Here is a 23092-nt window from a genome sequence, read left to right on the forward strand (position 1 = left end):
CTCGCGAGTGATCGCCGCACGGGTGACCGCGCGGCGAGCGACGGCACGGCGAGCGACGGTACCGCGAGCGACGGCACGGCGAGCGACCGCACTGCCACCAACCGCCTCGCGAGTGATCGCCGCAGGGGTGACCGCGTGGCGAGCGACGGTACGAGCGACCGCACGGCGAGCGACGGCACCGCGAGCGACGGCACCGCGAGCGACCGCACGGCGAGCGACCGCACCGCCGGCGATCGCATGGTCAGCGACCGCATCCCCCGCACCCGCACCGCCGCCAACCGCATCGGCGTCTGCGTCGACACCTGCCACCTCGCAACCTCCTTCGAGGACCCCGTCACCGCGCTCGACGCCCTCGCCGCCGCCCGCGTCACCGTCACCAAGGCGCAGCTCTCCGCCGCGTTGCACGCCGAACACCCCCACCTGCCCGAGGTCCGCGACGCGCTCGCCGCCTTCGCCGAGCCGCGCTTCCTGCACCAGACCCGCACCCGCACCGCCGCCGGCCTGCGCGGTACCGACGACCTGCCCGAGGCGCTGGCCGGCGGTGTCCTGCCCGATGGTGCCCCCTGGCGCTCGCACTTCCACGTCCCGCTGCACGCCCCGCCCGCCCCGCCGCTCACCTCCACCCTCCCCGTACTCCAGGACGCCCTGGCCCGCCTCGTCGGCGGCCCGGAGCCCCGTACCCGTCACCTCGAAGTCGAGACGTACACCTGGCAGGCACTCCCGGCCGAGCTGCGCCCCCGAAACCGCACCCAGCTCGCCGACGGCATCGCCGCCGAACTCGCCCTCGCCCGCGACCTGCTGACCGACCTCGGCCTCAAGGAACTCCCATGACGAACGTGACAAACATGACGAACCTGATGAACGTGGCGAACGTGATGAACGTGGCCAACGTGGCGCAACCCAACCCCCTCCTCGTCCTGGACGTCGTCGGCCTCACCCCCCAGCTCCTCGCCCATATGCCCCGCCTCAAAGCCCTCGCCCGCTCCGGATCACACGCGCCCCTCACCACCGTCCTGCCCGCCGTGACCTGCGCCGCGCAGTCCACGTTCCTCACCGGAACCACTCCCGCCGGGCACGGCATCGTCGGCAACGGCTGGTACTTCCGCGACCTCGGCGAAGTCCTGCTGTGGCGGCAGCACAACGGCCTGGTCGGGGGCGACAAGATCTGGGACGCCGCCCGCCGCGCCCACCCCGGCTACACCGTCGCCAACATCTGCTGGTGGTACGCGATGGGCGCCGACACCGACCTCACAGTCACCCCGCGCCCCGTCTACTACGCCGACGGCCGCAAGGAACCCGACTGCTACACCCGGCCGCCCGCCCTCCACGACGAACTCACCGAGAAGTTCGGCACGTTCCCCCTCTTCCATTTCTGGGGACCCGGCGCCGACATCGTGTCGAGCCGCTGGATCGTGGACGCGACCCGCCACATCATCGCCACCCGCCACCCCGACCTGACCCTCTGCTACCTCCCGCATCTCGACTACGACCTCCAGCGGTACGGCCCCGACGACCCCCGCTCCACCCGCGCGGCCGCCGACCTCGACGCGGTCATGGCCCCCCTCCTGGACGACGCGGAAGCAGAAGGCCGCACCGTCGTCGCCCTCTCCGAGTACGGAATCACCCGCGTCTCCCGCCCCGTCGACATCAACCGGGCTCTGCGCCGCGCCGGGCTCCTCGAAGTGCACACCCAGGACGGCATGGAGTACCTCGACCCCATGGTGTCCCGGGCGTTCGCCGTCGCCGACCACCAGCTCGCGCACATCTACGTACGCCGGCCGGAGGACCTCGACGTCACCCGCGAAGCGCTCCACGACCTCGCCGGCATCGACAGGCTCCTCGACGACGAGGGCAAGAAGGAACACGGCCTCGACCACCCCCGCTCGGGAGAGCTGGTGGCGATCGCCGAGCCGGATGCCTGGTTCACGTACTACTACTGGCTCGACGACGACCGCGCTCCCGACTTCGCCCAGCTCGTCGAGATCCACCGCAAGCCCGGCTACGACCCCGTCGAGCTCTTCATGGACCCCCTCGACCCGTACGTCCGGGTCAAGGCGGCCAAGGCGCTGGCCCGCAAGAAGCTCGGAATGCGCTACCGCATGGCGGTGGTGCCCCTGGACCCCTCACCTGTTCGCGGCAGCCACGGCCGCCTCCCCGAGCGCGACGAAGACGGTCCGCTCATCCTCTGCTCCACCCCCCACGCCGTCACCGGTCGCCTCGCGGCCACCGAAGTGAAATCCCTGCTGCTTCGTCTCGCCGGCTTTGGCTGAGGCAGCAGACCGCCCGCATCCGCACACACCTGAAAAGAGAATCACCGTGACCGCGTTCAACGACGAATCTGTCACCGCCGAGAGCCTGCGCCGCACACTCGGCGTCAGCCGTCGCCGCTTTCTGAGCACCTGCACCGCCGCCGCCGCGACCGTGGCGATCGCCGCCCCCGTCCTCGGCGCCTCACCCGCCCTGGCCGATGACGATCGGGACGCCAGAGGCGACGGCCGCGGCCCCGCCCTCGTCCCGTCGCGCAGGCGCGGGATCATCCTCTATACAGTCCGTGACGCCACGGGCCGCGACCCGCTCGCCACCACTCTGCCCTCCGGCTTCCGCGAGGTCTTCAAGGAGCTCTCGCGCTACGGCTACCGACAGGTGGAGTTCGCCGGATACCGCCAGCACGCCAACGCGCCCGGCGGCGCGAACCTGGAGAGCGTGGAGGGCGCCAAGCTCCTGCGCTCCTGGCTGGACGACTACGGGCTGCGGGCGCAGGGCAACCACGGCTTCATTCCGTCGTCCTGGCCGCTCACCACTCCCGACCTCGACACCTATCTGCGCCACCTCGAGATCGCCAACATCCTCGGCATGGACCACATGGGCACCGGCGGCGACCCCACCGGCAGCTCCTACCGGTCCGACTGGGACGTCGCGGCCGACAAGTGGAACGGGCTCGGCACGATCGCCCGCAGCGAGGGCATAAAGCTCTACACCCACAACCACGACTCGGCCTACGGCTTCCTGCTCGACGGCGGGCCGCTCGACACCCAGGGCCGCCCGACCCGCAGCTCCGGCATCCGCAAGCTGGAGCACTTCCTCAAGATGACCGACCCGCGGAGCGTCTGGCTGGAGATGGACATCTTCTGGGCACACGTGGCCCAGTACAAGTTCCACACCTACACCGCTCACGACGGCTCGCAGCGCGAGAACGTCTTCGACCCTGCAGGCCTCGTCGCCGGCCACAACGCCCGCTATCCGCTGTTCCACGCCAAGGACGGCACGGTCAACACGCAGAGCGGCAACGGCTACGACATGGTGCCGTTCGGAACGGGCGACATCGACTACCGGACGTTCTTCTCCCGCGTGGGGGCCAAGAACTACCACAACCCGATGGTCGAGCAGGACAACGCGCCCAGCTCCACCGTCCCCGAGCAGTCCCTCGACTACGCCCGGATCGGCTACGACAACCTCGCCGCCCTGCGCGCTCGCCGCTGACCGGCGGGACCCCCTGACGGCCGGGTGTCCGCGGTGACCGGTCGCCCGGCCGCCGCGCCACCCGTGGGCCCCGCGCTCGCTCGTAACACTCAGCCCATGTCCCGGCTGATCGGCCGCGGGTTCGGCTCAATGCGCCGCGCCCGCGCCCCGCGGCCGTCCCTGCGCGTGCAGGAAGATCGCCACGAAGCCGGCGAACAGCGAGATCGATCCGGCGAGGACGAAGGCGCCGCCGTACCCCCACGCGCCCACGACCACCGCGCCCAGCAGCCCCGACTCGCGGGGCGCCGGCCCGATGTCGGCGGGGTCGCGCACCTCTTCGCCGTAACCACCCAGCATCTGGGCCTTCGGCGCGTCGTGGCGCGGCGCGTTCGTCGGCGGCCATCTCCTGGTCCACGCGGTAACGGAGGGCCCGGCGGACGAACGCCTGCCGGGCAACTTCCCGGACTACCACCTGATGCCCTAGCCAATGCCTTGGCGGTCGGGGTGCAACGCAAACCCCCGATCGGCCGCCTCCGGCACCGTACGCTCCACGGCCTGAATGAGGAGCGTACGGTGCCGGACCAGCGGCTCCCGCCGCTCCTCCGGCACGAGCAACAGCAGATCGTCGATCGCGGCGAGCAGCCGCCGTGACACCTGCGGACTCCCCACGGCGCATCCCCGGATCTCGGCGAAGCCCAGATCCACCAGATGGGCCCACTCCGGCACGTCCTGCACCAGCCGCACGGTGCCGCGCGCATCCGGATGCTGCACCTCGCCGAGCGGCCGGTCCGCCACTGCCGCCAGGAACTGCACGATCCGGTCCAGACACTGCACGGCGGTCGTCGGATCATTGACGGCGGGCGACAGGGCCCGCAGCCCGATGTCGGACAACTGCCGCAGCCCGAACCCGAGATCCTGATGAAAGGAACGCTCGACCCCGACGGACACGGTGTACCGGAGCCCCCGCCGAGGCGGCGCGCCCTCACCATGCACCGCGAGGAGGGGTGTCCCCGGCACCACGAAATCCCCGATCCGCGGAATCAGCCGCAGCACGACCCCCTGCCGCCGCGCGGCCCGCACCAACCGCGCGACATTCACATCCAGCAGCACCCCGGCCCGCCCCCGATGCGCGATCCGTGCGGTCTCGGGCGGCAGCGAAGCACCACCGGGCACCACCGCGGGCAGCCGGTGCAGCACCTGAAAGGACTCACGGGTGATCCGGTCCACGACCGGCCCGATCTGCATCAGCCGCAGCGTCTGCGACACATAGGCAATGAACAGAAACAGACTCAGCAGCACCAGCAGGCTGGTCAGCACGCTCTGCACCAAGGGCACCGACGTGACGAGCCGCGGATCGGTCTCGCTCTCGTACGAGCTCAGCACCAGCAGCGAGAACAGGAACGTCGCGAGAAAGACGGTCAGCGTCAGCTTGCTGATCCGGCTCCGTACGAAGATCCGCACCACCCGCGGAGTGAGCTGCCCGCTGGCCATCTGCACAGCCACCAGCGAGATGCTGAAGACCACACCGATGAAGGTCATCATCGCCGAGCTGATGGTGGTGACGATCGTCCTGGCATCCTCGGCGATCGACACCAGATCCCCGAGCGCCTCGTACGCCTCCCGCTCCTGCAGGTACGCGACAAGCCGCGAATCAACCTCGTCAGCCCCCACCCACAGAAGCATCGCGCCCACCAACCCAACGGTCGGCGCGAACCAGAAGGTGTCCCGCAGATGCTCGCGCAGCGGCGAGAGCGGTCGGGGCCGGCGATAGGTGCGATCACTCACGGACGCGAAGGTACGTTCTGCACTTCTGGTAGCCGAGCAGCAACAATCGGTAGGCGCGGCGCGGCCCGGTCGCGCCGGGACCCCGATCAGGCCTGCCGCACCCCACTGACCACCGGATATGCAGGTGAGGGCCACCTCGAACCCCTGGTATTGTTGTCCACGTCGCCACGGGAAACCGGGCGGCCACCTAGTCCGGGTGGCGGAATGGCAGACGCGCTAGCTTGAGGTGCTAGTGCCCTTTATCGGGCGTGGGGGTTCAAGTCCCCCCTCGGACACAGACAGAAACAGAGCCCCACGGCCCACCGTGGGGCTCTGTCGTTGCTGGTCACATGGTAGGTACGGGACGTCGCGAGCGCTGATGCCGTCACCCGTGCGTGGCATCGGCACCCGGCTGCCGCCGGTTGGTCACTAGGCTGTGAGAGTGACGTGGAATGGCGTGCTGAACAATGGACTTGACGACTTTCTCACCTGGTACTCCCGGGAGCGCAGTAACCCCCTTTCCGTCCGCTCTGCGGATACGGTGCTGACACTGTTGGCGCTGCGGGGCGCCGATCGTCGCACAGGTGTCCCGGCGCCGACCCCGGATCTCGTACGCCGCGTACTGACCGAGGACCTGCCGACGCTGGTGTCCGCCGGCCCCGAGGAACTGGCGGACTTTCCCGCCGTACTGTCGGCTCTTGCCGACCGCCTTCGCTCGGCGGGCAGACTGAACGCCAAACGACACGCACGGCTGCTCGCCGCGGTGAGCGAAGTGCTGCCGGACTTCGAACGGGCGATGACCACTCCCGAGAACATGACCTGGCCGCGCTGGTACGCGTCGCTGATGCGCGCGGACGAGACGGATACCGATGACCCTGTCGCGGTACGGGAGTGGCTTGCCGCCCACGACCGCACGCCCCGGGCCGACCGGCGGCATCTCCCGGAAACGGTGAGCCGGCTCGCCCTGTCCGAACGGACCGCTGCCACCCGCGCCCGGGTGTCCGAGATGCTGCTCGCCGCGGTCGTGGCCGATCTGGAGCGGACGTCGACGGTCGAGCCGCTGCTGGCCGGACTGCCCCTCGACAGGGGGGACTTGGACGAGGATCAACTCGTCGACGCGCTTGAGCGCACCCGGGACGGGCTGCTGGACCGGTGGACCGCACAGGGCCTCGCCGAGGCGTTCGACGGTACGTTCGCCCATCTGGCCCCCGCGGTGGACGCGTACCCCTACCTGGCGCTCGCGGACACGCTGCTGGATGACCACCTCTCCTACTACGGTGACTCATTCGTCCCGCTTCCTACGCCGGCCGAGCTGCCCACCCCCGCCGAACTGCCGGACCTGGTCCGGGCGGCGCCGCTGCCCGCCACCCTCGCCGCAGCCGCTCACGATCCGTCGGCGGCCGGTGCGGAGGCCCGCGAACTCGCCGTCCGCTGCGGCTTCTTGCAGCCCAGCGAGACAAGCGCCCGACAGTCGGGTGAAGCTGCCTCCGTATGGACAGCCGGCACTCCCGACGAGCTGATCGAGCTGGGCGCCGATGTGCTCGCTGTGCTGGTGGCACGGCTGGCCGACGACAGCGACGAGGAGTACGCGCAGGACGCTCCTCATCTGCTGTACACCCTTTATCAGCGGGGAGGCTCAGTGGGATCTGTGGCCCGGACGGCCGCCGAGTACGAGGCATGGATGGTCGACCCGGACCTCGAGGACACCGGGGTGGTGGTGCCGGGTTCGGCTCCGGCCGGGTATGTCACACCGGCCCCGGAGGAGTTGTCGGCGCTGCTCGGCCTGCCTGGCATGGACGAGGCGGACCGCACCGCACTCGACGGCCCCGCTCGGGCGCTGGCGTCCGTCATCGACCGGCTCGCGGAGTCGGGGGTGGTCTTCCGCACCGGCGACGCCTTCGGCCTCACGCCGCTCGGCTCCGCCCTGACGCGTTACGTGCTGCTCGCCGGTCGGGTCGCGGCACCCGACCGCACGGCTGTCCGCGCCTGGGACGCGGCCACAATGGTCCAGGCCGCACAGGAGTGGCCGCGCGAGGCCGCGGCCCGCACGCTCGCGGACTGGCTCGACGGCCACGACGGCGGCGCCGAAGCGTGGAGTGACCTGATCGCCGCCATCGGCTCCCGCAACCGAGGCACCATCGAAGCCGCATACACTCGTGTCCTTTTCACTCTTCTCGACACAGCCGCAGCTCCTGCCGGCGCCTTGCAGGGAGCTCTCTCCGACCCCGTACTCGGGGCGTACGCGCATCAGGCTCTTCTCGCGCGCGGCGATAAGCCGGACGAGGATCAGGTGTCGCTGAGTGCGCGGGCTACGCTGCTCATCGATCAGCTGGATGCCTGGTACGGCAAGGAGCAGCGAGCCGCCCTGCTGGCCGGCATCGCGGCGGACCGGAGCGACGAGGACGAGCCCCGGACCGCGCCCGGCTCCCCCGTCCTGACTGCTGCCTTCGACAGGGCCGCCGCGACCTGGCCCGCTGGTGCCCCCGCACTGATCGCCGCCCTCGCCGCGGCGGACCCCTACCGGGCGTACCAGGTGCTCGACCGACTGGGCCGATGCCACCCGGACCCGGGCGTGGCGGCGGCCGCCGCCCGTGTCGCGAGCTCCGCCAATCCCTTTGAGACGGGGCGGAAGGCGGGACGCCGGGGCCCGGGCAAGAAGAAGCGCAAGCCGCGCCGTCGCTGACTCCCGGGCAGAGCGTCGCGCACGTTCATGCCGCTGTAGTCGTCCCGCGCATACCGGGCGAGTTGGGTCGCGCGCCCCAGGTCGTCCGTATAGGGGTCCACTTTGGTGGACTTGACCTTGCCTGCGTGATCGCCGGGTATGCGAATTCCTCACGCTCCGACCGCTTGTCCGGTCGCCAGACCTTGCCATTGTTCAGGATGCCGTCGAGCCGGGTCTTGTCGTCGCCGTCGAGCGTGGCTGTCGATCCGCCCCCGTTGGGCAGGAGCCGCTCGACCGTGCCGTCGGCGTTCAGCAGGTACATCGGAACGTCGTCGCCGAGGCCCTCTCCGGCTCGGCGGCCGGATGCTGCTGCCCGTCCGTACGGCCGGGCAGCCATTCCTCGCGACGCCGCTGGTCCGTCCACTGCTCCAGGTCCAGATTGGGCTCGGCAGTGCCATCCCCTGCGAGCATCAAATGCGCCGGACTTCCCGTAGGGGCCTCGACGATCAGCCGGACGTGCGACAACCGCCGCAGGTCCAGGACCATTTCCGCAAGCCGGAAGTCGCGCAGGTCCGGCAGGACAATAGCCGTGCGGCGTACATCAACCGCCAGCGCCCGCACCAGTTCGCCCGGGGCGCGAGCCACGACCCCCAGCTGGTCGGCCAGCGACCTACTGCGCCCAGGACGCTTCCCTCTGCGGACGGGACCACCGCGTGGACCGCGCGCTCGGCCGGCGTACCCGGCCGGCTGCCGTGGTGGACGAGCCAGGCGAGCAGAGCGGACTTTCCACTGCCCGGCGATCCGGACACGAGACACAGGCGCGGCGCGCGCGGGTCGGCCAACCAGTGGTTTCAGCCGTGGGGATCGCCGCTGCAAGCGCGCGAGCGGAGGCGAGGCGGCGCCCGTGTGGAAGTGGTCGGCCAGAAGTGCAGTCGCCGAGAGGGATGCCTCCGCTCCTCCGCTTGTGTGCTTTCCGTGCGTGGCCGTGCAGCCTTCTTCACTTCTCGCGTGCCGTCAGTAGTTGACAGGTGTCAATCGGTGTTTTCGGGCGGAGCCCAAGCCGTGGCAGCTCCGGGATCAGCCGCGCTCGCGCGGTGTCGACCAGCGCCAGTTCCGCCGTTTCCATGTCGAAGGCGGCGCGTGGCACGACACCATGGTTCGCGGCCGGCTTGAGGTTGCGGTACAGGGGCTGCGAGCGAGGGGGTCACAGTACGCTCGTTGCGTTGACGATGTAAACACCCCAACAGCTAGGCCGCCAACGGTTCTTCGTATACGCTTCCGGAGGTCGGGCTACCCCTTCTGTCTTTGGGGAGGCCCAACAGCCGCTGTGGGGAGGCGTGTTGTCCTGGCTGGGACCACACGGGGAGAGCGCACGAGGAGTGGCAGTGGGTGGGGAAACGCTCGCGGGACGGTTCAAGCTGTCGGGGCCGATCGACTCCGGGAACATGGGGGAGGTCCACCGGGCCGAGGATCTACAGGCCCCTGAGGGAACGGCCGATCGCCAGGTCGCCGTCAAGTTGATCCTGCGTCACCGGTCCGGCGCCATCGTGGACACCCGCGCCGATGCGAAGGCCGTGGAGCGGTTCGCCCGCGAGGTGCGCATCATGCGGCGGCTCGATCATGCGAATCTCACGCGCATCGTCGACGGCGGCGTGGACACCGCCCAGAACGGCCTGCCCTACCTGGCCATGGAGCTCCTCGACGGCGACACCCTCGGCGAACTCATCGACGAGGAGCGGCAGCTGCCCCTGTCCTGGGCCGCGGCTATCGGAGCCCAGATCGCAGACGGCCTCTCCCATGCCCACATCGCGGGCGTCATCCACCGCGACCTCAAGCCCCGCAACGTCATGCTCACCCGCGGTGGCGTCGTCAAGGTCCTCGACTTCGGTATGGGCCGGATAGCCGACGACCCCGATGAGGCGCGGCTCACCAGTACCGGGGTCGCTGTCGGCACGGCCCGCTACATGGCGCCCGAGCAGTTCAAGGCCGGGCTCGTCACGCAGGCCGCCGATCTCTACGCGCTCGGCTGCGTGCTCTACGAGATGCTGACCGGCGTCCCTCCCTTTGTCGGTGACGGAGCGTACGAACTGGGCGAGAAGCACGTCCACGACGCCCCGACCCCCGTCCGCCTGATCCGTCAGGAGGTGCCGCAGGAGCTGGCCCGGCTCGTCGACCGGCTGCTGGCCAAGGACCCCGCGGACCGCCCGGCCGACGCCGTCACCGTCCGCGACGCGCTTCTGCCGCTCGCCGAGCTCGACGGGGAGGCGTCGGAGCTCCCGACGTGGGCCGCCCTCGATCCCGTACGGGGCCTGAGGAACCTCCGGGCAGACCGGCCGATCGCCTCCGCGGTCGTTGAACCCGCGCGGTCCGCCGATTCCAACGGCTCCCGCCGCACTGCCGCCCAAGGCATGGACGTCTTCAACGTCCACCGCACCCTTATCAATGACTACCGCTCCTTTACCGAGGGCGGCACCGTCATCCGCGATGACCGGATCAGCCTGTTCGTCGAGGATGACCTCAACAACAAGTCCCAGTGGCCCGATCCCTGGCTGTCCCTCAACCCCTTCTTCGCGGGCGGCGGCACCGTCCTCGAACTGGCCGGCCAGAAGGTCCTGCACGACGAGTGCGCCAAGATCTTCCAGGCGAAGAAGACCGAGGGCGGCACCGTCTGCGACGGCCGCCCGCTCACCCTGCACCAGCACCAGCGCGAAGCCGTCGACGCCGCCAAGTCCGGAGCTTCGTACGTGCTGACGACCGGCACCGGATCCGGCAAGTCGCTCGCCTACATCGTCCCGATCGTCGACAAGGTCCTCAAAGAGCGCGACGAGGAGGGCCCGAAGGCCGGGAAGCGTGTGCGGGCGATCATCGTCTACCCGATGAACGCCCTGGCCAACAGCCAGCTCAAGGAGCTGGAGAAGTATCTGCGCGACGGGTACGGCGAGGGCCGCGAGCCCGTCACCTTCGCCCGCTACACAGGCCAGGAGGACGACGCGCGCCGCAAGGAGATCCGCGACAACCCGCCGGACATCCTGCTCACCAACTACGTGATGCTCGAACTGATGCTGACGCGCCCTGCGGACCGCGCCAGCCTCATCAAGATGGCCCGGGGCCTCGAGTTCCTCGTCTTCGACGAGCTCCACACCTACCGCGGCCGCCAGGGCGCCGATGTCGCGCTGCTCATCCGCCGCGTCCGCGAGGCCTGCCAGGCACAGGACCTGCAGTGCATCGGCACTTCGGCCACCATGTCGACCGAAGTCACTCTGGACGACCAGAAGAAGGTCGTGGCGGAGGTCGCCACGACTCTCTTCGGTACCCGGGTCCGTCCCGAACACGTCATAGGCGAGACCCTCGTCCGCGCCACCGACCCGGCGCCCGCCACCGTCTCTGCTGAGCGCCTCAAGGCCCCTGCCGCCCCTCGCGCGTACGCCGACCTCGTCCGCGACCCGCTCGCCCGCTGGATCGAGACCCGCTTCGGCCTCGCCACGGACGAGGCGACCGGCCGTTTGATCCGTCAGCAGCCCGCGAAGATCGAGATCGCGGCGAAGGAGCTCGCCGACCAGTCCGGCGTCGACGACAACGACTGCATCGCAGCGATCCGCGCCACCCTGGAGGCCGGCTCGCAGGCTCGCCACCCGGTCACCGAACGCCCCCTGTTCGCATTTCGCCTTCACCAGTTCCTCTCCAAGGGCGACACCGTCTACGTCACCCTCGAGGACAAGAGTTCCCGTCACCTCACCCGTGCCTACCAGCTCGAACAGCCCGGCGGCGGCGGCAAGCTGTTGATGCCGCTCGCCTTCTGCCGCGAATGCGGGCAGGAGTACGTGACGGTCTGGCGTGACGAGAAGAACGGTGATGTGCGGTACGACGCGCGCCGCGACACCATCGCGACCGGTGGCCGCCAGGGCGACGGTTACCTCTACATCGACCACGACCGCCCGTGGCCGCTCAATCCCCAGTACGCCGTCGACGACCGCCGGCTGCCCGAGTCGTGGCTGGAGTTGGACGACAAGGGCCAGGAAGTCGTCAAGAAGGCCTACCGCGACCGGGTGCCGCGGGCTGTCACCGTCGACCCGCTCGGTTACGAGGGGCGCGGCGAACTGCAGGCGGCGTTCATCCCCTCGTCGTTCCTGTTCTGCCTGCACTGCGGTGTCGCCTACGAGCAGACCCGCGGCAAGGACTTCGCCAAGCTGGCCACGCTCGACCAGGAAGGCCGCTCCTCGGCGACCTCCCTGATCTCCGCCTCGGTCGTCCGCTCCCTGAAGTCCGTTCCCGAGGAGGCCCTCGACAAGGAGGCACGCAAGCTACTCACGTTCGTCGACAACCGCCAGGACGCCTCCCTCCAGGCGGGTCACTTCAACGACTTCGTCCAGATCACGCAGCTCCGCGGCGCCTTGTACCGGGCAGCCCTGGATGCCGGCGAGGACGGCCTGCACCACGAGGAGCTTGCCTCTTCCGTCGCGAACGCGATTGCACTCGACCCCGTCGACTACACGGGCGAGAGCGACCTGCCGCCGGCGCTCGCCCGCAACGCCGCACGGACCCTGCGCGACGTGATCGCCTTCCGGCTCTACCTGGATCTGGAGCGCGGCTGGCGCATCACCATGCCCAACCTGGAGCAGACCGGCCTCCTGGAGATCGACTACGAGGACTTGACCTGGGTCGCCGACAAGCAGGACCGCTGGGCGGGCACCCACCAGGCGCTGCGGGACGCCGACCCCGCCCTGCGCGCCGAGGTGATGAAGGCGCTGCTCAACGAGATGCGGCGCGGGCTCGCCATCGACGTCGCCTACTTCCGCGACGACTTCGACTCGCTTCAGCGGGCGAGCGAGGAACGCCTGATCGACCCGTGGATTCTCTCCGCCTCGGACAAGCCGAAGGTCGGCACCGCCTACCCCCACCCGTCCCGTCCCGGCATGGACCGGGCGGGCCTGTTCCTCTCCGCCCGGGGCAAGTTCGGCAAGTACCTGAAGCGCACGGACAAGGCGTTCAAGGAACTCGACAACGAAGCCCTCCAGCTGGTCATCGAGGAACTGCTGAAGGTCTTGTCCCAGGCCGGCCTGGTGAAGGAGGTCTCCGAGGCCCCGCAGCGCGCCGGCCGCTTCCGTAGGCCGGCCGGCCCCGCCGTCATCGGGTACCGGGTTGCCGCCCAGTCCCTCATCTGGCGTGCGGGCAAGGGCGAGACGGGTGCGCATGACCCGCTGACCCGTACGTACCCGAGCGGCGACGGGCCGCGTGTCAACAGCTTCTTCCGCGAGCTGTACAAGGACGCGGCGGGCGAGCTGGCCGGCCTGTTCGCCCGCGAGCACACCGCTCAGGTGGCGCCCCAGGAGCGCGAGCAGCGCGAAGAGGCCTTCCGCAAGGCTGAGTTGAAGCTGCTGTACTGCTCCCCGACGATGGAGCTGGGCGTCGACATCTCCTCCCTCAACGCGGTGATGATGCGCAACGTCCCGCCCACGCCCGCCAACTACGCCCAGCGCAGCGGCCGCGCGGGCCGTAGCGGCCAGCCCGCCCTCGTCACCACGTACTGCGCGACGGGCAACAGCCACGATCAGTACTACTTCCGCCGCTCCGAGCGCATGGTCGCGGGCGCCGTTGCCCCGCCGCGCCTGGACCTCGCCAACGAGGACCTGGTTCTCTCCCACCTGCAGGGCATCTGGATCGCGGAGGCCGGACTCAAGCTGGGCCGCGCCATCCCGGAGGTTCTCGATGTCTCGTACCCGGAGACCGGCGACCGGCCCGCGCCCGAGCTGAAGCTGCTGCCGGACATCCACGCCGCGTCGCTCGATTCCGACGCGCAGCGGCGCACCGTCGACGCCGCCCTTCGCGTGCTCGCGCCGCTGCTGCCCCAGTTCGCGGAGACCACCTGGTGGTATGACGACTGGATCCAGGACCGGGTCCGGACGGTGCCGAAGCGGTTCGACGACGCCTTCGACCGCTGGCGCGACCTGTTCAAGGCCGCGCTCGACGACCAGTACATCCAGAACAAGCGCCGTCTCGACTACAGCCTGACCGAGGGCGACCGCATCCGCGCCAACGCGCGCCGCCGTGAGGCCGAGACCCAGCTGAATCTGCTGATGAACGAGAGCGCCGACAGCAAGTCCGTGCTCTCCGACTTCAACCCCTACCGCTACCTCGCCTCCGAGGGATTCCTGCCCGGGTACTCGTTCCCGCGCCTCCCCCTGGCCGCCTACATCCCGACGGTCGGCCGGCGTCGCGGCGACGGCGACTACCTTCAGCGCCCCCGCTTCCTCGCCATCCGCGAGTTCGGTCCCGCCGCGCTGATCTACCACGAGGGCGCCCGCTACCAGGTGACCCGGATTCAGCTCCCGCCGGACGCCTCGGGCGACCTCGCCACGACGGAGTCCCGCCGCTGCTCCCACTGTGGGTACCACCACGACCCGAAGGAGCGCGCCGACCGCTGCGAGATGTGCTACGAGCCGTTGGGTTCGGCGACGTACGGCCTGTTCCACCTGCACACCGTGTACACGACCCGCCGTGAGCGGATTTCCTCCGACGAGGAGGAGCGCCGCCGGGCCGGCTTCCGGCTGGAGACGTCGTACCGCTTCCAGGACCACGGCATCCGAAAGGGCCGCCAGGACGCGAAGGTGTCCGACGCGTCCGGAGCGCAGATCGCGGAGGTGGCGTACGGCGACTCGGCGACCGTGCGCATCACCAACACTGGGCGTGTGCGGGCCAAGAAGGACGAACCGGCCGGCTACTGGCTCGACCTCGCCGACGGCCGCTGGATGAACGACCGCGACGCCGCCGAGGCGTCCGGCGACTCCAGCGAGATGCCGGTCATCGACGCCGACGGCAACGAGCGCCGCCGCAAGAAGCGCGTCATCCCGTTCGTCGAGGACCGCCGCAACATCCTCGTCGTCACACTCGACGAGCCGTTGCCCGAGCCGATCGCGCTCTCTCTGATGTACGCGATGGAGCGGGGTATCGAGGCCGCCTTCGAGCTGGAGGACTCCGAGCTCAGCAGCGAACTCCTCCCGCCGGACGACGGCCCTCGCAACCGCATCCTGTTCACCGAGGCCGCGGAGGGTGGCGCGGGTGTGCTCCGCCGCCTGCAGTCGGAGGCGGACGCGCTCGCGAAGGCGGCAAGCAAGGCGCTCGAGATCTGCCACTTCGACGCCGACGGCAACGACCTGGGCGGCCCGCACCCCGACCGGCCGTGCGCCCTCGGCTGCTACGAGTGCCTGCTGACGTACGGCAACCAGCTCAACCACGCCTCCATCAACCGCCACACAGTGCGCGAGCTGCTGCTGCGCCTCGCCTCTGCGACGGCGAAGCGGGAGAAGCGTGGGGAGTCGCGGACGGAGCAGTTCAAGCGGCTGCTGAACGACGCGGCCCCGACCGAGCTGGAGGGCGCACTCGTCACCTGGCTCAAGGAGCGGGGGCTGCGCCTGCCCGACGAGGCGGGCACGTTCCTCACCGACGCGAACGCCACCCCTGACTATGTCTACCGGCTGCCTGGTGCGAAGGTCGCCGTCTTCGTCGACGACCCCAATGTGGAACTCGACTCCACGCGTGACGAAGAGGCCGAGGACCGCTTGTACAACGCCAGTTGGGATGTGGTGCGCTTCACGCACGACGCCGACTGGGACCAGATCGTCGCGGGTCACACCCGCTACTTCGGCACTGCTGCCAACTGACCTCTCACGACGAGGACTTGACGACTTACATGTCACTTACATACTCCGCCGGGTCCCTGGTGACGGCCCGTGGCCGCGAATGGGTCGTGCTCCCGGAGAGCGCCTCCGACATGCTCGTCCTGCGCCCCCTCGGCGGTTCAGACGACGACATCGCCGCCGTGTTCCCCGCCTTCGAGGACGTGAAGGGCGCCGAGTTCGCCCCACCGGAGCCCTCGGACCTCGGCGACCAGCGCGCAGCCGGCCTGCTGCGCACCGCCCTGCGCATCGGATTCCGCTCCGGCGCGGGCCCCTTCCGCTCCCTCGCCGGAATCGCGGTGGAGCCCCGCGCCTACCAGCTGGTGCCGCTGCTCATGGCACTGCGTCAGCAGACCGTACGCCTGCTCATCTCCGACGACGTCGGCATCGGCAAGACCGTCGAGGCGGGCCTCATAGCCAGCGAGCTGCTGGCCCAGGGCGAGGCGACCGGCCTCGCCGTCCTGTGCTCGCCCGCGCTGGCCGAGCAGTGGCAGGCGGAGCTGCGCACCAAGTTCGCCATCGACGCCGAGCTTGTTCTCTCCTCCACGGTCTCCCGCCTGGAGCGGGGCCTGGACCTGGGCCAGTCCCTCTTCGACAAGTATCCGCACGTGATCGTCTCGACCGACTTCATCAAGTCGACCCGTCACCGCGACGACTTCGTGCGCCACTGCCCCGACCTGGTCATCGTCGACGAGGCGCATACCTGCGTCGCCGCCGACGACACCTCGACCGGCTCCCAGAACCAGCTCCGCTACGAGCTGCTGCGCCGCGTAGCAGAGGACGCCAACCGGCACCTGCTCCTGGTGACGGCCACCCCGCACAGCGGCAAGGAGTCCGCGTTCCGCAATCTGCTCGGCCTGGTCAAGCCCGAGCTGGCGAACGTGAACCTGGAATCGGAGGGGGGCCGTAAGCTCCTCGCCCACCACTTCGTGGCGCGCAAGCGGGCCGACGTACGCCAGTACCTCACCAAGGAGGACGGGCTCGCCGACGACAGCCTCGCCGAGAAGACCGCGTTCCCCTCGGACCGCTACTTCAAGGACGAAACGTACAAGCTGTCCCCGGCCTACCGCGCCCTGCTCGACGACGCCATCGCGTACGCGAGCGACCGCGTCGAGGCGGCCGGCTCACAGGGCAAGCGCGAGGCCCGTATCGCCTGGTGGTCCGCGATCGCGCTGCTTCGCTCCCTCGTCTCCTCGCCGCGCGCCGCCGCGCAGACCCTGCGTACGCGCTCCGCCGCGGCGGCCGCCGCCAGCGCGGAGGAGGCCGACAAGCTCGGCGCGCCGCTCACCCGCGACTCCGCCGACAGCGACGCCCTCGAAGGCCTCGACGTGGCCCCCGGCGCCGAGACCGAGGGCGCGGGCGCCCGCCTGGCCGAACTGGCGGAGCGCGCGGCGACGTTGGAGGGTCCGGCGGAGGACCTCAAGCTGAAGGCCCTCGTCAAGCACCTCAAGGCCCTCCTCGCCGACGGCTACAACCCGATCGTCTTCTGCCGCTACATCCCGACGGCCGAGTACGTCGCCGAGCATCTCGACAAGAAGCTCGGTGCCAAGACCGTCGTACGCGCCGTCACCGGCACCCTCTCGCCGCAGCAGCGCACCGAACGCATCGAGAAACTGGCCGACGACGCCGGCGACGACCAGGCCGCCCGCCGCGTCCTCATCGCCACCGACTGTCTCTCCGAGGGTGTCAACCTCCAGCACCACTTCGACGCTGTTGTCCACTACGACCTGGCTTGGAACCCGACCCGTCATGACCAGCGCGAGGGTCGCGTCGACCGATACGGCCAGAAGCGCGACGAAGTCCGCGTCATCACCCTCTACGGCGCGGACAACGGCATCGACGGCAAGGTCCTCGAGGTCCTCATCAAGAAGTACCGCCAGATCCGCAAGGACCTCGGCATCGCCGTCTCCGTACCCGATGAGATGTCCTCGGGCGTGACGGACGCGATCGTTGAATGGCTGCTGATGCGCGACCGCGAGAACGAGGACGCACTCTTCAGCGCGGACGCGTTCAAGGTGAGCACCGCCCAGCTGGAGAGCGACTGGAACTCGGCGGCCGACCGCGAGAAAGCGTCCCGCTCACGGTTCGCCCAGCGGTCCATCCACCCGGAGGACGTCGCGCTCGAGGTCACGGCGGTCCGCGATGCCCTCGGCAGCGCGGGCGAGATCGCCACCTTCGTACGCGAGTCGCTGACCGCGCTCGGAGGTGTCCTGCGCGACGCGGGCGAGGACTTCACGGCGCAGGTCCGCGGTACTCCCATCGGTCTGCAGGACGCGCTCGCGCCGACGGTAGGCGCGGACGCGATCGAGAAGGACCGCCCGATCCCGTTCCGCGCCGACCCGGCGGTGGCGCGCGGCGAGGCTGCCCTCGTCCGTACGGACCCGGTGGTCGGCGCGCTGGCCGCGCAGGTCCTGAACGCGGCCCTGGACAAGGAGGCGGACGGGGTGCGTCCGGCCCGGCGGTGCGGGGTGATCACTACGGACGCAGTCGCCACGCGTACGACGCTGCTGCTCGTCCGCTACCGCTTCCACCTCACGCTGCCGTCGCGCAGCGGCGACAAGCAGCTGGTGGCGGAGGACGCCCGACTGCTCGCCTTCCGCGGCTCCCCGAAGAACGCGGAGTGGCTGGCGCAGGAGGAGGCACTGGCGCTGCTCGACGCGACCGCGTCCGAGAACACGGACTCGCACTTCGGCGAACGGACGATGACCCGCATCCTCGGCCAACTGCCGGAGGCATCCGACTATTTGGAGTCGTACGGTGACGAGCTGGCCGCCGATCTCGATGCCTCGCACCGTCGGGTACGTGCCGCCTACGGCGAGATCGTCCGAGGGCTGAGCGTCACCGCCCAGAAGCCCGCCGACATCCTCGGCGCCTACGTCTACATGCCCGCCACCCCGTCCGCTTCCGCCGGAGAGGCCACCGCCTGATGTCTGCCACCACTCGCAACCAGGTCTTCTCCGCCGTCCACACGGTGGGCGCGCTGCTGCCCGCCGACATGCTGGTCCGCATCAGCGAGGGCAAGGACGTTGCCGGCTGCAAGCCCGCCGACTACGGCCTGCCCACCTCCCGCTCGGTGCGCGACGAGGCCGAGCGCAGCTGGGAATACCTCAAGCCCCTGTGGCGCGAGCTGCGCACCCGACTGCCCGAGGACCCGGAGACCGGAGCACCGGCCGGCGACCCGACCGGCGTCGCCACCAACGACTGGCTGGCGCCGCTCTGGCGCCAGCTGGGCTTCGGCCCGCTCACGCCGATGGGCCCGTCCGGCCTCCCGGCCGATTCCGACCCGGAGAAGACCTTCTCAGTCTCCCACCGCTGGCGGCATGCGCTCATTCACCAGACGGCCTGGAACGCAAACCTCGACCGGCGGCCGGGCGGAGCGGGCGTGGTACCACCGCAGTCGATGCTCCAGGAGTGTCTGAACCGCACGGAAGCCCACCTGTGGGGCGTCCTGACGAACGGCCGCCAGGTGCGGCTGCTGCGGGACTCCAGCGCGCTGGCAACCGCCTCGTACGTTGAGTTCGACCTTGAGGCGATCTTCGACGGCGAGCTGTTCAGCGAGTTCGTGCTGCTCTACCGGCTGCTGCACGTCTCCCGCTTCGAGGTGGGGGAGGAGGCGGCGCCGTCCGCGTGCTGGCTGGAGAAGTGGCGCACGGAGGCCATTGCCTCGGGCACCCGCGCGCTGGACCAGCTCCGCAAGGGCGTCCAGATCGCCATCACCACGCTCGGCACGGGCTTCCTCAAGCATCCCGGCAACCGCGAGCTGCGCGAGACGCTGGACGTCAAGACCTTCCACTACGCCCTGCTGCGCCTCGTCTACCGCATGCTCTTCCTCTTCGTCGCCGAGGACCGCGACGTGCTCCTGGCCCCGTCGGCGGACGCCAGCGCGAAGGAGCGCTACGCCACCTACTTCTCCTCCGCCCGGCTGCGCCGCCACGCCCAGCGGCGCCGCGGCACCTCCCACGGCGACCTCTACCAGGCGCTGTGCTTCGTCCTGTCCGGCCTCGGCAACGACGACGGCCGCCCGGAGCTGGGCCTGCCCGCCCTTGGCGGCATCTTCGACGACACCGAGGCCGACAAGCTTCTGCACGGCCTCGCCCTGTCCAACGAGCCCCTGCTCGACGCCGTACGTGCCCTGTCGGTCGTCCGCGACACCAACTCCAGGCGAAACCGTGCCGTCGACTACCGCCACCTGGATGCCGAGGAACTCGGTTCCATCTACGAGTCCCTGTTGGAGCTCGTCCCCAAGCACAATGCCACGGAGCGCACCTTCGAACTCGTCGAGCTGGCCGGCAACGCCCGTAAGACGACGGGCTCGTACTACACCCCCTCCTCGCTCATCGACTGCCTCCTCGACTCCGCGCTCGACCCGGTCATCGACGACGCGGTCAAGCGCGGCGAGATCCGGGCCACCCGCTCCGGCCAGCCGGACCCCGGCCCCGCCATCGTCGAGGAACTGCTCAGCCTCACCGTCTGCGACCCCGCCTGCGGTTCCGGACACTTCCTCGTGGCCGCTGCGCGCCGCATAGCCAAGCGCGTCGCCGCCGTACGCGAGCAGAACCCCGAGCCGACGCTCGACGCCGTACGCCGCGCCCTGCACGAGGTCGTCGCCCGCTGCATCTACGGCGTGGACCTCAACCCGATGGCCGTGGAACTCGCCAAGGTCTCTCTGTGGTTGGAGGCCCTGGAGCCTGGCAAGCCGCTCGGCTTCCTCGACGCCCACATCAAACACGGCAACGCCCTCCTCGGCGCGACGCCGGCCCTGCTGGCAGGCGGCATCCCTGACGACGCCTTCAAGCCGATCGAGGGCGACGACAAGAAGATCGCGACGGCTGTGAAGAAGCGGAACGCCGCCGAGCGCGGCGGCCAGCTCAGCTTCCACACCGAAGAGCGCATCTGGGTGTCCAACGCCTCCTTCGCGGCGAGCCTGCGCGGCATCACCGCCGCCCCGGCCGACACCCTGCGCGACGTACGGCTGCAGTCCAGCCGCTTCCGCGACCTGGAGCAGTCCGCGGACTACCTCCGCGCCCTTCACATCTCCGATGCCTGGTGCGCCGCCTTCGTCTGGCCCAAGACCCAGGGCGCGCCGACCCCCGTCACCGAGGGAGTTTTCCGGGACCTCCAGAGTCCCGGCGGCGGCATCCCCGCATCCACCAACGAGGAGATCATCCTCCTCGCACAGCAATACAGGTTCTTCCACTGGCACCTCGAGTTTCCCGAGGTCTTCCACGTCCCTGCGGCCGCGGACCCCAGTGTCGACGAGCCCCTGGGATGGGCTGGCGGCTTCTCCTGTGTGCTGGGAAACCCGCCGTGGGAGCGCATCAAGCTCCAGGAGCAGGAGTTCTTCGCGCAGAGGGACGAAGCCATCGCCACAGCACCAAACGCCGCCGACCGCAAGAAGCGCATCGCGGCCCTGCCGACGACGAACCCGGTGCTCTTCGCCGAGTTCACCGCGGCCAAGCGCCGTGCCGAGGGTGAGAGCCAGTTCCTGCGCTCCTCACTGCGCTACCCACTCACCGGCCGAGGCGACATCAACACGTACGCCGTCTTTGCGGAGACGGACCGCAACCTGACCGGCCCCGCGGGCCGTACGGGCGTGATTGTGCCCACGGGTATCGCTACCGACGCCACCACGCAGTTCTTCTTCAAGGACGTCGTACAGCGAGGCTCCCTCGCCTCGCTGTACGATTTCGAGAACGCCGCGCCACTCTTCCCCGGCGTGCACCGTTCATTTAAGTTCAGCCTGCTTACCCTCGCAGGCCACACCGTCCCCGAACCTGCCGCTACCTTCGCCTTCTTCCTCCACGACCCGGCGGAACTCGACGACACCGGCAAACGCTTCATCCTCACCCCGGAGGAGATCACCCTCCTCAACCCCAACACCGGCACCTGCCCCATTTTTCGCACCCGTCGCGACGCCGAAATCACCCTCGGCATCTACCGCCGCGTCCCCGTTCTCATCAAGGAGGGCGATCCCAACGGCAACCCCTGGGGCCTGTCGTTCATGACGATGTTCCACATGTCGAACGACTCGCACCTCTTCCACACGCGCGAGCAGCTCGAAGCCGACGGCTGGCGACTGGAAGGCAACGTCTTTACAAGGGCTGAGGAAAAGATGCTTCCGCTCTACGAAGCGAAGATGCTCGATTTCTACAACCATCGAGCGGCAGACGTGGTGAAGAGTGAGACTGCTGAAAAGCGTCAAAACCAGCCAAATTACCTGCGTGTCGACGAGTGGCGTGATCCTAATCGCTTCGCGCTTCCGCATAGCTGGGTTGCTCGATCTGAAGTGTTGGAGAAGGTGTCGATAAAATGGTGGGATAGATCGTGGCATTTCGGTTGGCGGGATGTGACGAGTGCGACCAATGAGCGCACTGTAATCGTTGGTGTGATTCCGGAGTCCGCAGCTGGAAATAGTTTGCCAACTTCAGTTATAGGCACGCATCTGCTGAGTCGTATTGGTGAGCTCACTGCCTGTCTAAGTTCGCTAGTGCTCGACTTCGCGGCCAGGCTCAAGGTCGGAGGAGTTCATTTGAACTTCTTCCTTTGTAACCAATTCCCCGTGGTGACACCTGAGATGACGCAGGCACACGAAGGCTTCATCAGGGACCGCGTGCTGGAGCTTACGTACACAACTCACGATATGACGCCTCTCGCCCGCGATCTTGGAGACGCAGGGAGCCCCTTCCGGTGGGACGAGTCTCGCCGCACTGTCATTCGCGCTGAACTCGATGCACTCTTCTTCCACCTCTACGGCATCGACCGTGACGACGTGGAGTACATCCTCGAGACCTTCCCCATCATCAAGCGCAAGGACGAAGCCAAGTACGGCTCCTATCGTACTAAGGAGCGGCTCCTCGACCTCTACGACCGCATGGCTGCCGCTGGCGTCTCGCTCGAGACCCCACTCGTCGACGGCGAAAACTTCACCTCCATCCTCACCCCGAGCCCCGGTCATGGCCCTCGTCACCCGGCCCAGCCTGACGCCGCCTGATTCACGGTCGGTCGTGTGGTGGGCCTCGTGGTCCCACCACACGACCCGCCACGTCCCCACCACCGCCCGGAGCTCGAATGCCCACGCCAGCTGGTGAAGAGGACACCCGCAAAGTCCAAACCGCAGTATCCGGCGGCCCGGACGCCGACCGGCCCGTGTACCTGCCGATGGACGCGGTAGAGTTCGACGCGTTCATCGGCCTCCACCCCACGCGGGACTTCTACTGCGGCACCCTCCTCGGCGGCTCCGGCAAAAAGCTGTCCGCCCGCAAGTACCGTGACAAGAAGTGCCATTTCGCGCACATCGCCTTGGGTCACTGCCGTCGCACCTCGACGAATGAGGCCAGTGCCGATCACCTGTACATCGGCCAGGCGCTCACGGCCTGGCTGAAGAAGCAGAAGCGCAAGAGCGTCCAGGTGCGCTACAAGCAGAAGGGACAGAGCCTGCGCGAATTCGTCGATGTCTCAGAGGGCGTTTGGCGTAGACGTATTGCCCCATATCTCCTAGTAGGTTCCTCGCCAGGTTGGTGTGGTTTCGTCCGTT

Annotated in this window: 11 protein-coding genes, 1 tRNA gene and 2 pseudogenes; 9 read left to right on the top strand and 5 right to left on the bottom strand. The window is 69.2% G+C overall.

Annotated elements, in window-relative coordinates:
* Positions 1–279: 279 nt before the first annotated feature.
* The 3 genes and pseudogenes from NLX86_RS30615 to NLX86_RS30625 form a co-directional block, all read left to right on the top strand.
* Positions 280–831: pseudogene (locus tag NLX86_RS30615) on the top strand (xylose isomerase); the annotation flags it as partial.
* Positions 832–875: 44 nt separating this feature from the next.
* Positions 876–2270, top strand: a complete 1395-nt coding sequence (locus NLX86_RS30620; RefSeq protein WP_254375079.1) for a nucleotide pyrophosphatase/phosphodiesterase family protein — start codon at positions 876–878, stop codon at positions 2268–2270.
* 46 nt (positions 2271–2316) lie between these two features.
* The gene (locus NLX86_RS30625; RefSeq protein ID WP_254375063.1) at positions 2317–3480 is read left to right on the top strand and encodes a sugar phosphate isomerase/epimerase family protein; all 1164 of its coding nucleotides are present in this window, start codon (positions 2317–2319) and stop codon (positions 3478–3480) included.
* Between the two features lie 89 nt (positions 3481–3569).
* Here the strand turns inward: NLX86_RS30625 and NLX86_RS30630 are convergent.
* Both NLX86_RS30630 and NLX86_RS30635 read right to left on the bottom strand, forming a co-directional pair.
* Positions 3570–3822: pseudogene (locus NLX86_RS30630) on the bottom strand (hypothetical protein); the annotation flags it as partial.
* Positions 3823–3939: 117 nt separating this feature from the next.
* Positions 3940–5244, bottom strand: a complete 1305-nt coding sequence (locus NLX86_RS30635; protein ID WP_254375064.1) for a DUF2254 domain-containing protein — start codon at positions 5242–5244, stop codon at positions 3940–3942.
* 190 nt (positions 5245–5434) lie between these two features.
* Here NLX86_RS30635 and NLX86_RS30640 point away from each other — a divergent pair.
* Positions 5435–5519 (top strand) — tRNA-Leu (locus NLX86_RS30640).
* A 146-nt stretch (positions 5520–5665) separates the two neighbouring features.
* A complete protein-coding gene (locus NLX86_RS30645) occupies positions 5666–7906 on the top strand; it encodes a hypothetical protein (RefSeq protein WP_254375065.1) in 2241 nt (746 codons plus the stop codon).
* 25 nt (positions 7907–7931) lie between these two features.
* Here the strand turns inward: NLX86_RS30645 and NLX86_RS30650 are convergent, their stop codons facing one another.
* The 3 genes from NLX86_RS30650 to NLX86_RS30660 form a co-directional block, all read right to left on the bottom strand.
* Entirely contained in the window at positions 7932–8207 is a 276-nt protein-coding gene (locus NLX86_RS30650) for a hypothetical protein (RefSeq protein ID WP_254375066.1), read from the bottom strand.
* Complete coding sequence (locus NLX86_RS30655; RefSeq protein ID WP_254375067.1) at positions 8195–8530, bottom strand: hypothetical protein; 336 nt, start codon at positions 8528–8530, stop codon at positions 8195–8197. The genes NLX86_RS30650 and NLX86_RS30655 overlap by 13 nt, the downstream gene beginning before the upstream one ends.
* Before the next feature lie 352 nt (positions 8531–8882).
* The gene (locus tag NLX86_RS30660; protein ID WP_254375068.1) at positions 8883–9032 is read right to left on the bottom strand and encodes a hypothetical protein; all 150 of its coding nucleotides are present in this window, start codon (positions 9030–9032) and stop codon (positions 8883–8885) included.
* 298 nt (positions 9033–9330) lie between these two features.
* On the opposite strand from NLX86_RS30660, the gene NLX86_RS30665 reads away from it, so the two are divergent.
* The 4 genes from NLX86_RS30665 to NLX86_RS30680 all read left to right on the top strand — a co-directional run.
* A complete protein-coding gene (locus NLX86_RS30665) occupies positions 9331–15543 on the top strand; it encodes a protein kinase (RefSeq protein ID WP_374213998.1) in 6213 nt (2070 codons plus the stop codon).
* Between the two features lie 29 nt (positions 15544–15572).
* A complete protein-coding gene (locus NLX86_RS30670; protein ID WP_254375070.1) occupies positions 15573–18485 on the top strand; it encodes a DEAD/DEAH box helicase in 2913 nt (970 codons plus the stop codon).
* Positions 18485–22549 (top strand): Eco57I restriction-modification methylase domain-containing protein, encoded by a 4065-nt coding sequence (locus NLX86_RS30675; RefSeq protein WP_254375071.1) that lies wholly within the window; start codon positions 18485–18487, stop codon positions 22547–22549. The genes NLX86_RS30670 and NLX86_RS30675 overlap by 1 nt, the downstream gene beginning before the upstream one ends.
* Positions 22550–22626: 77 nt before the next feature.
* On the top strand, positions 22627–23092 hold a 466-nt coding region (locus NLX86_RS30680), incomplete at its 3' end, for a competence protein CoiA family protein (RefSeq protein ID WP_254375072.1).

It is taken from the genome of Streptomyces sp. A3M-1-3, assembly GCF_024213665.1.
Taxonomy (GTDB): Bacteria; Actinomycetota; Actinomycetes; order Streptomycetales; family Streptomycetaceae; genus Streptomyces.

What these genes read in the sequence shown, in the direction of transcription:
- NLX86_RS30620 (WP_254375079.1), top strand. Translation starts at nt 876, where the DNA reads ATGAACGTGGCCAACGTGGCGCAACCCAACCCCCTCCTCGTCCTGGAC.
- NLX86_RS30650 (WP_254375066.1), bottom strand. Translation starts at nt 8,207, where the DNA reads ATGTACCTGCTGAACGCCGACGGCACGGTCGAGCGGCTCCTGCCCAAC.
- NLX86_RS30665 (WP_374213998.1), top strand. Translation starts at nt 9,331, where the DNA reads ATGGGGGAGGTCCACCGGGCCGAGGATCTACAGGCCCCTGAGGGAACG.
- NLX86_RS30670 (WP_254375070.1), top strand. Translation starts at nt 15,573, where the DNA reads ATGTCACTTACATACTCCGCCGGGTCCCTGGTGACGGCCCGTGGCCGC.
- NLX86_RS30675 (WP_254375071.1), top strand. Translation starts at nt 18,485, where the DNA reads ATGTCTGCCACCACTCGCAACCAGGTCTTCTCCGCCGTCCACACGGTG.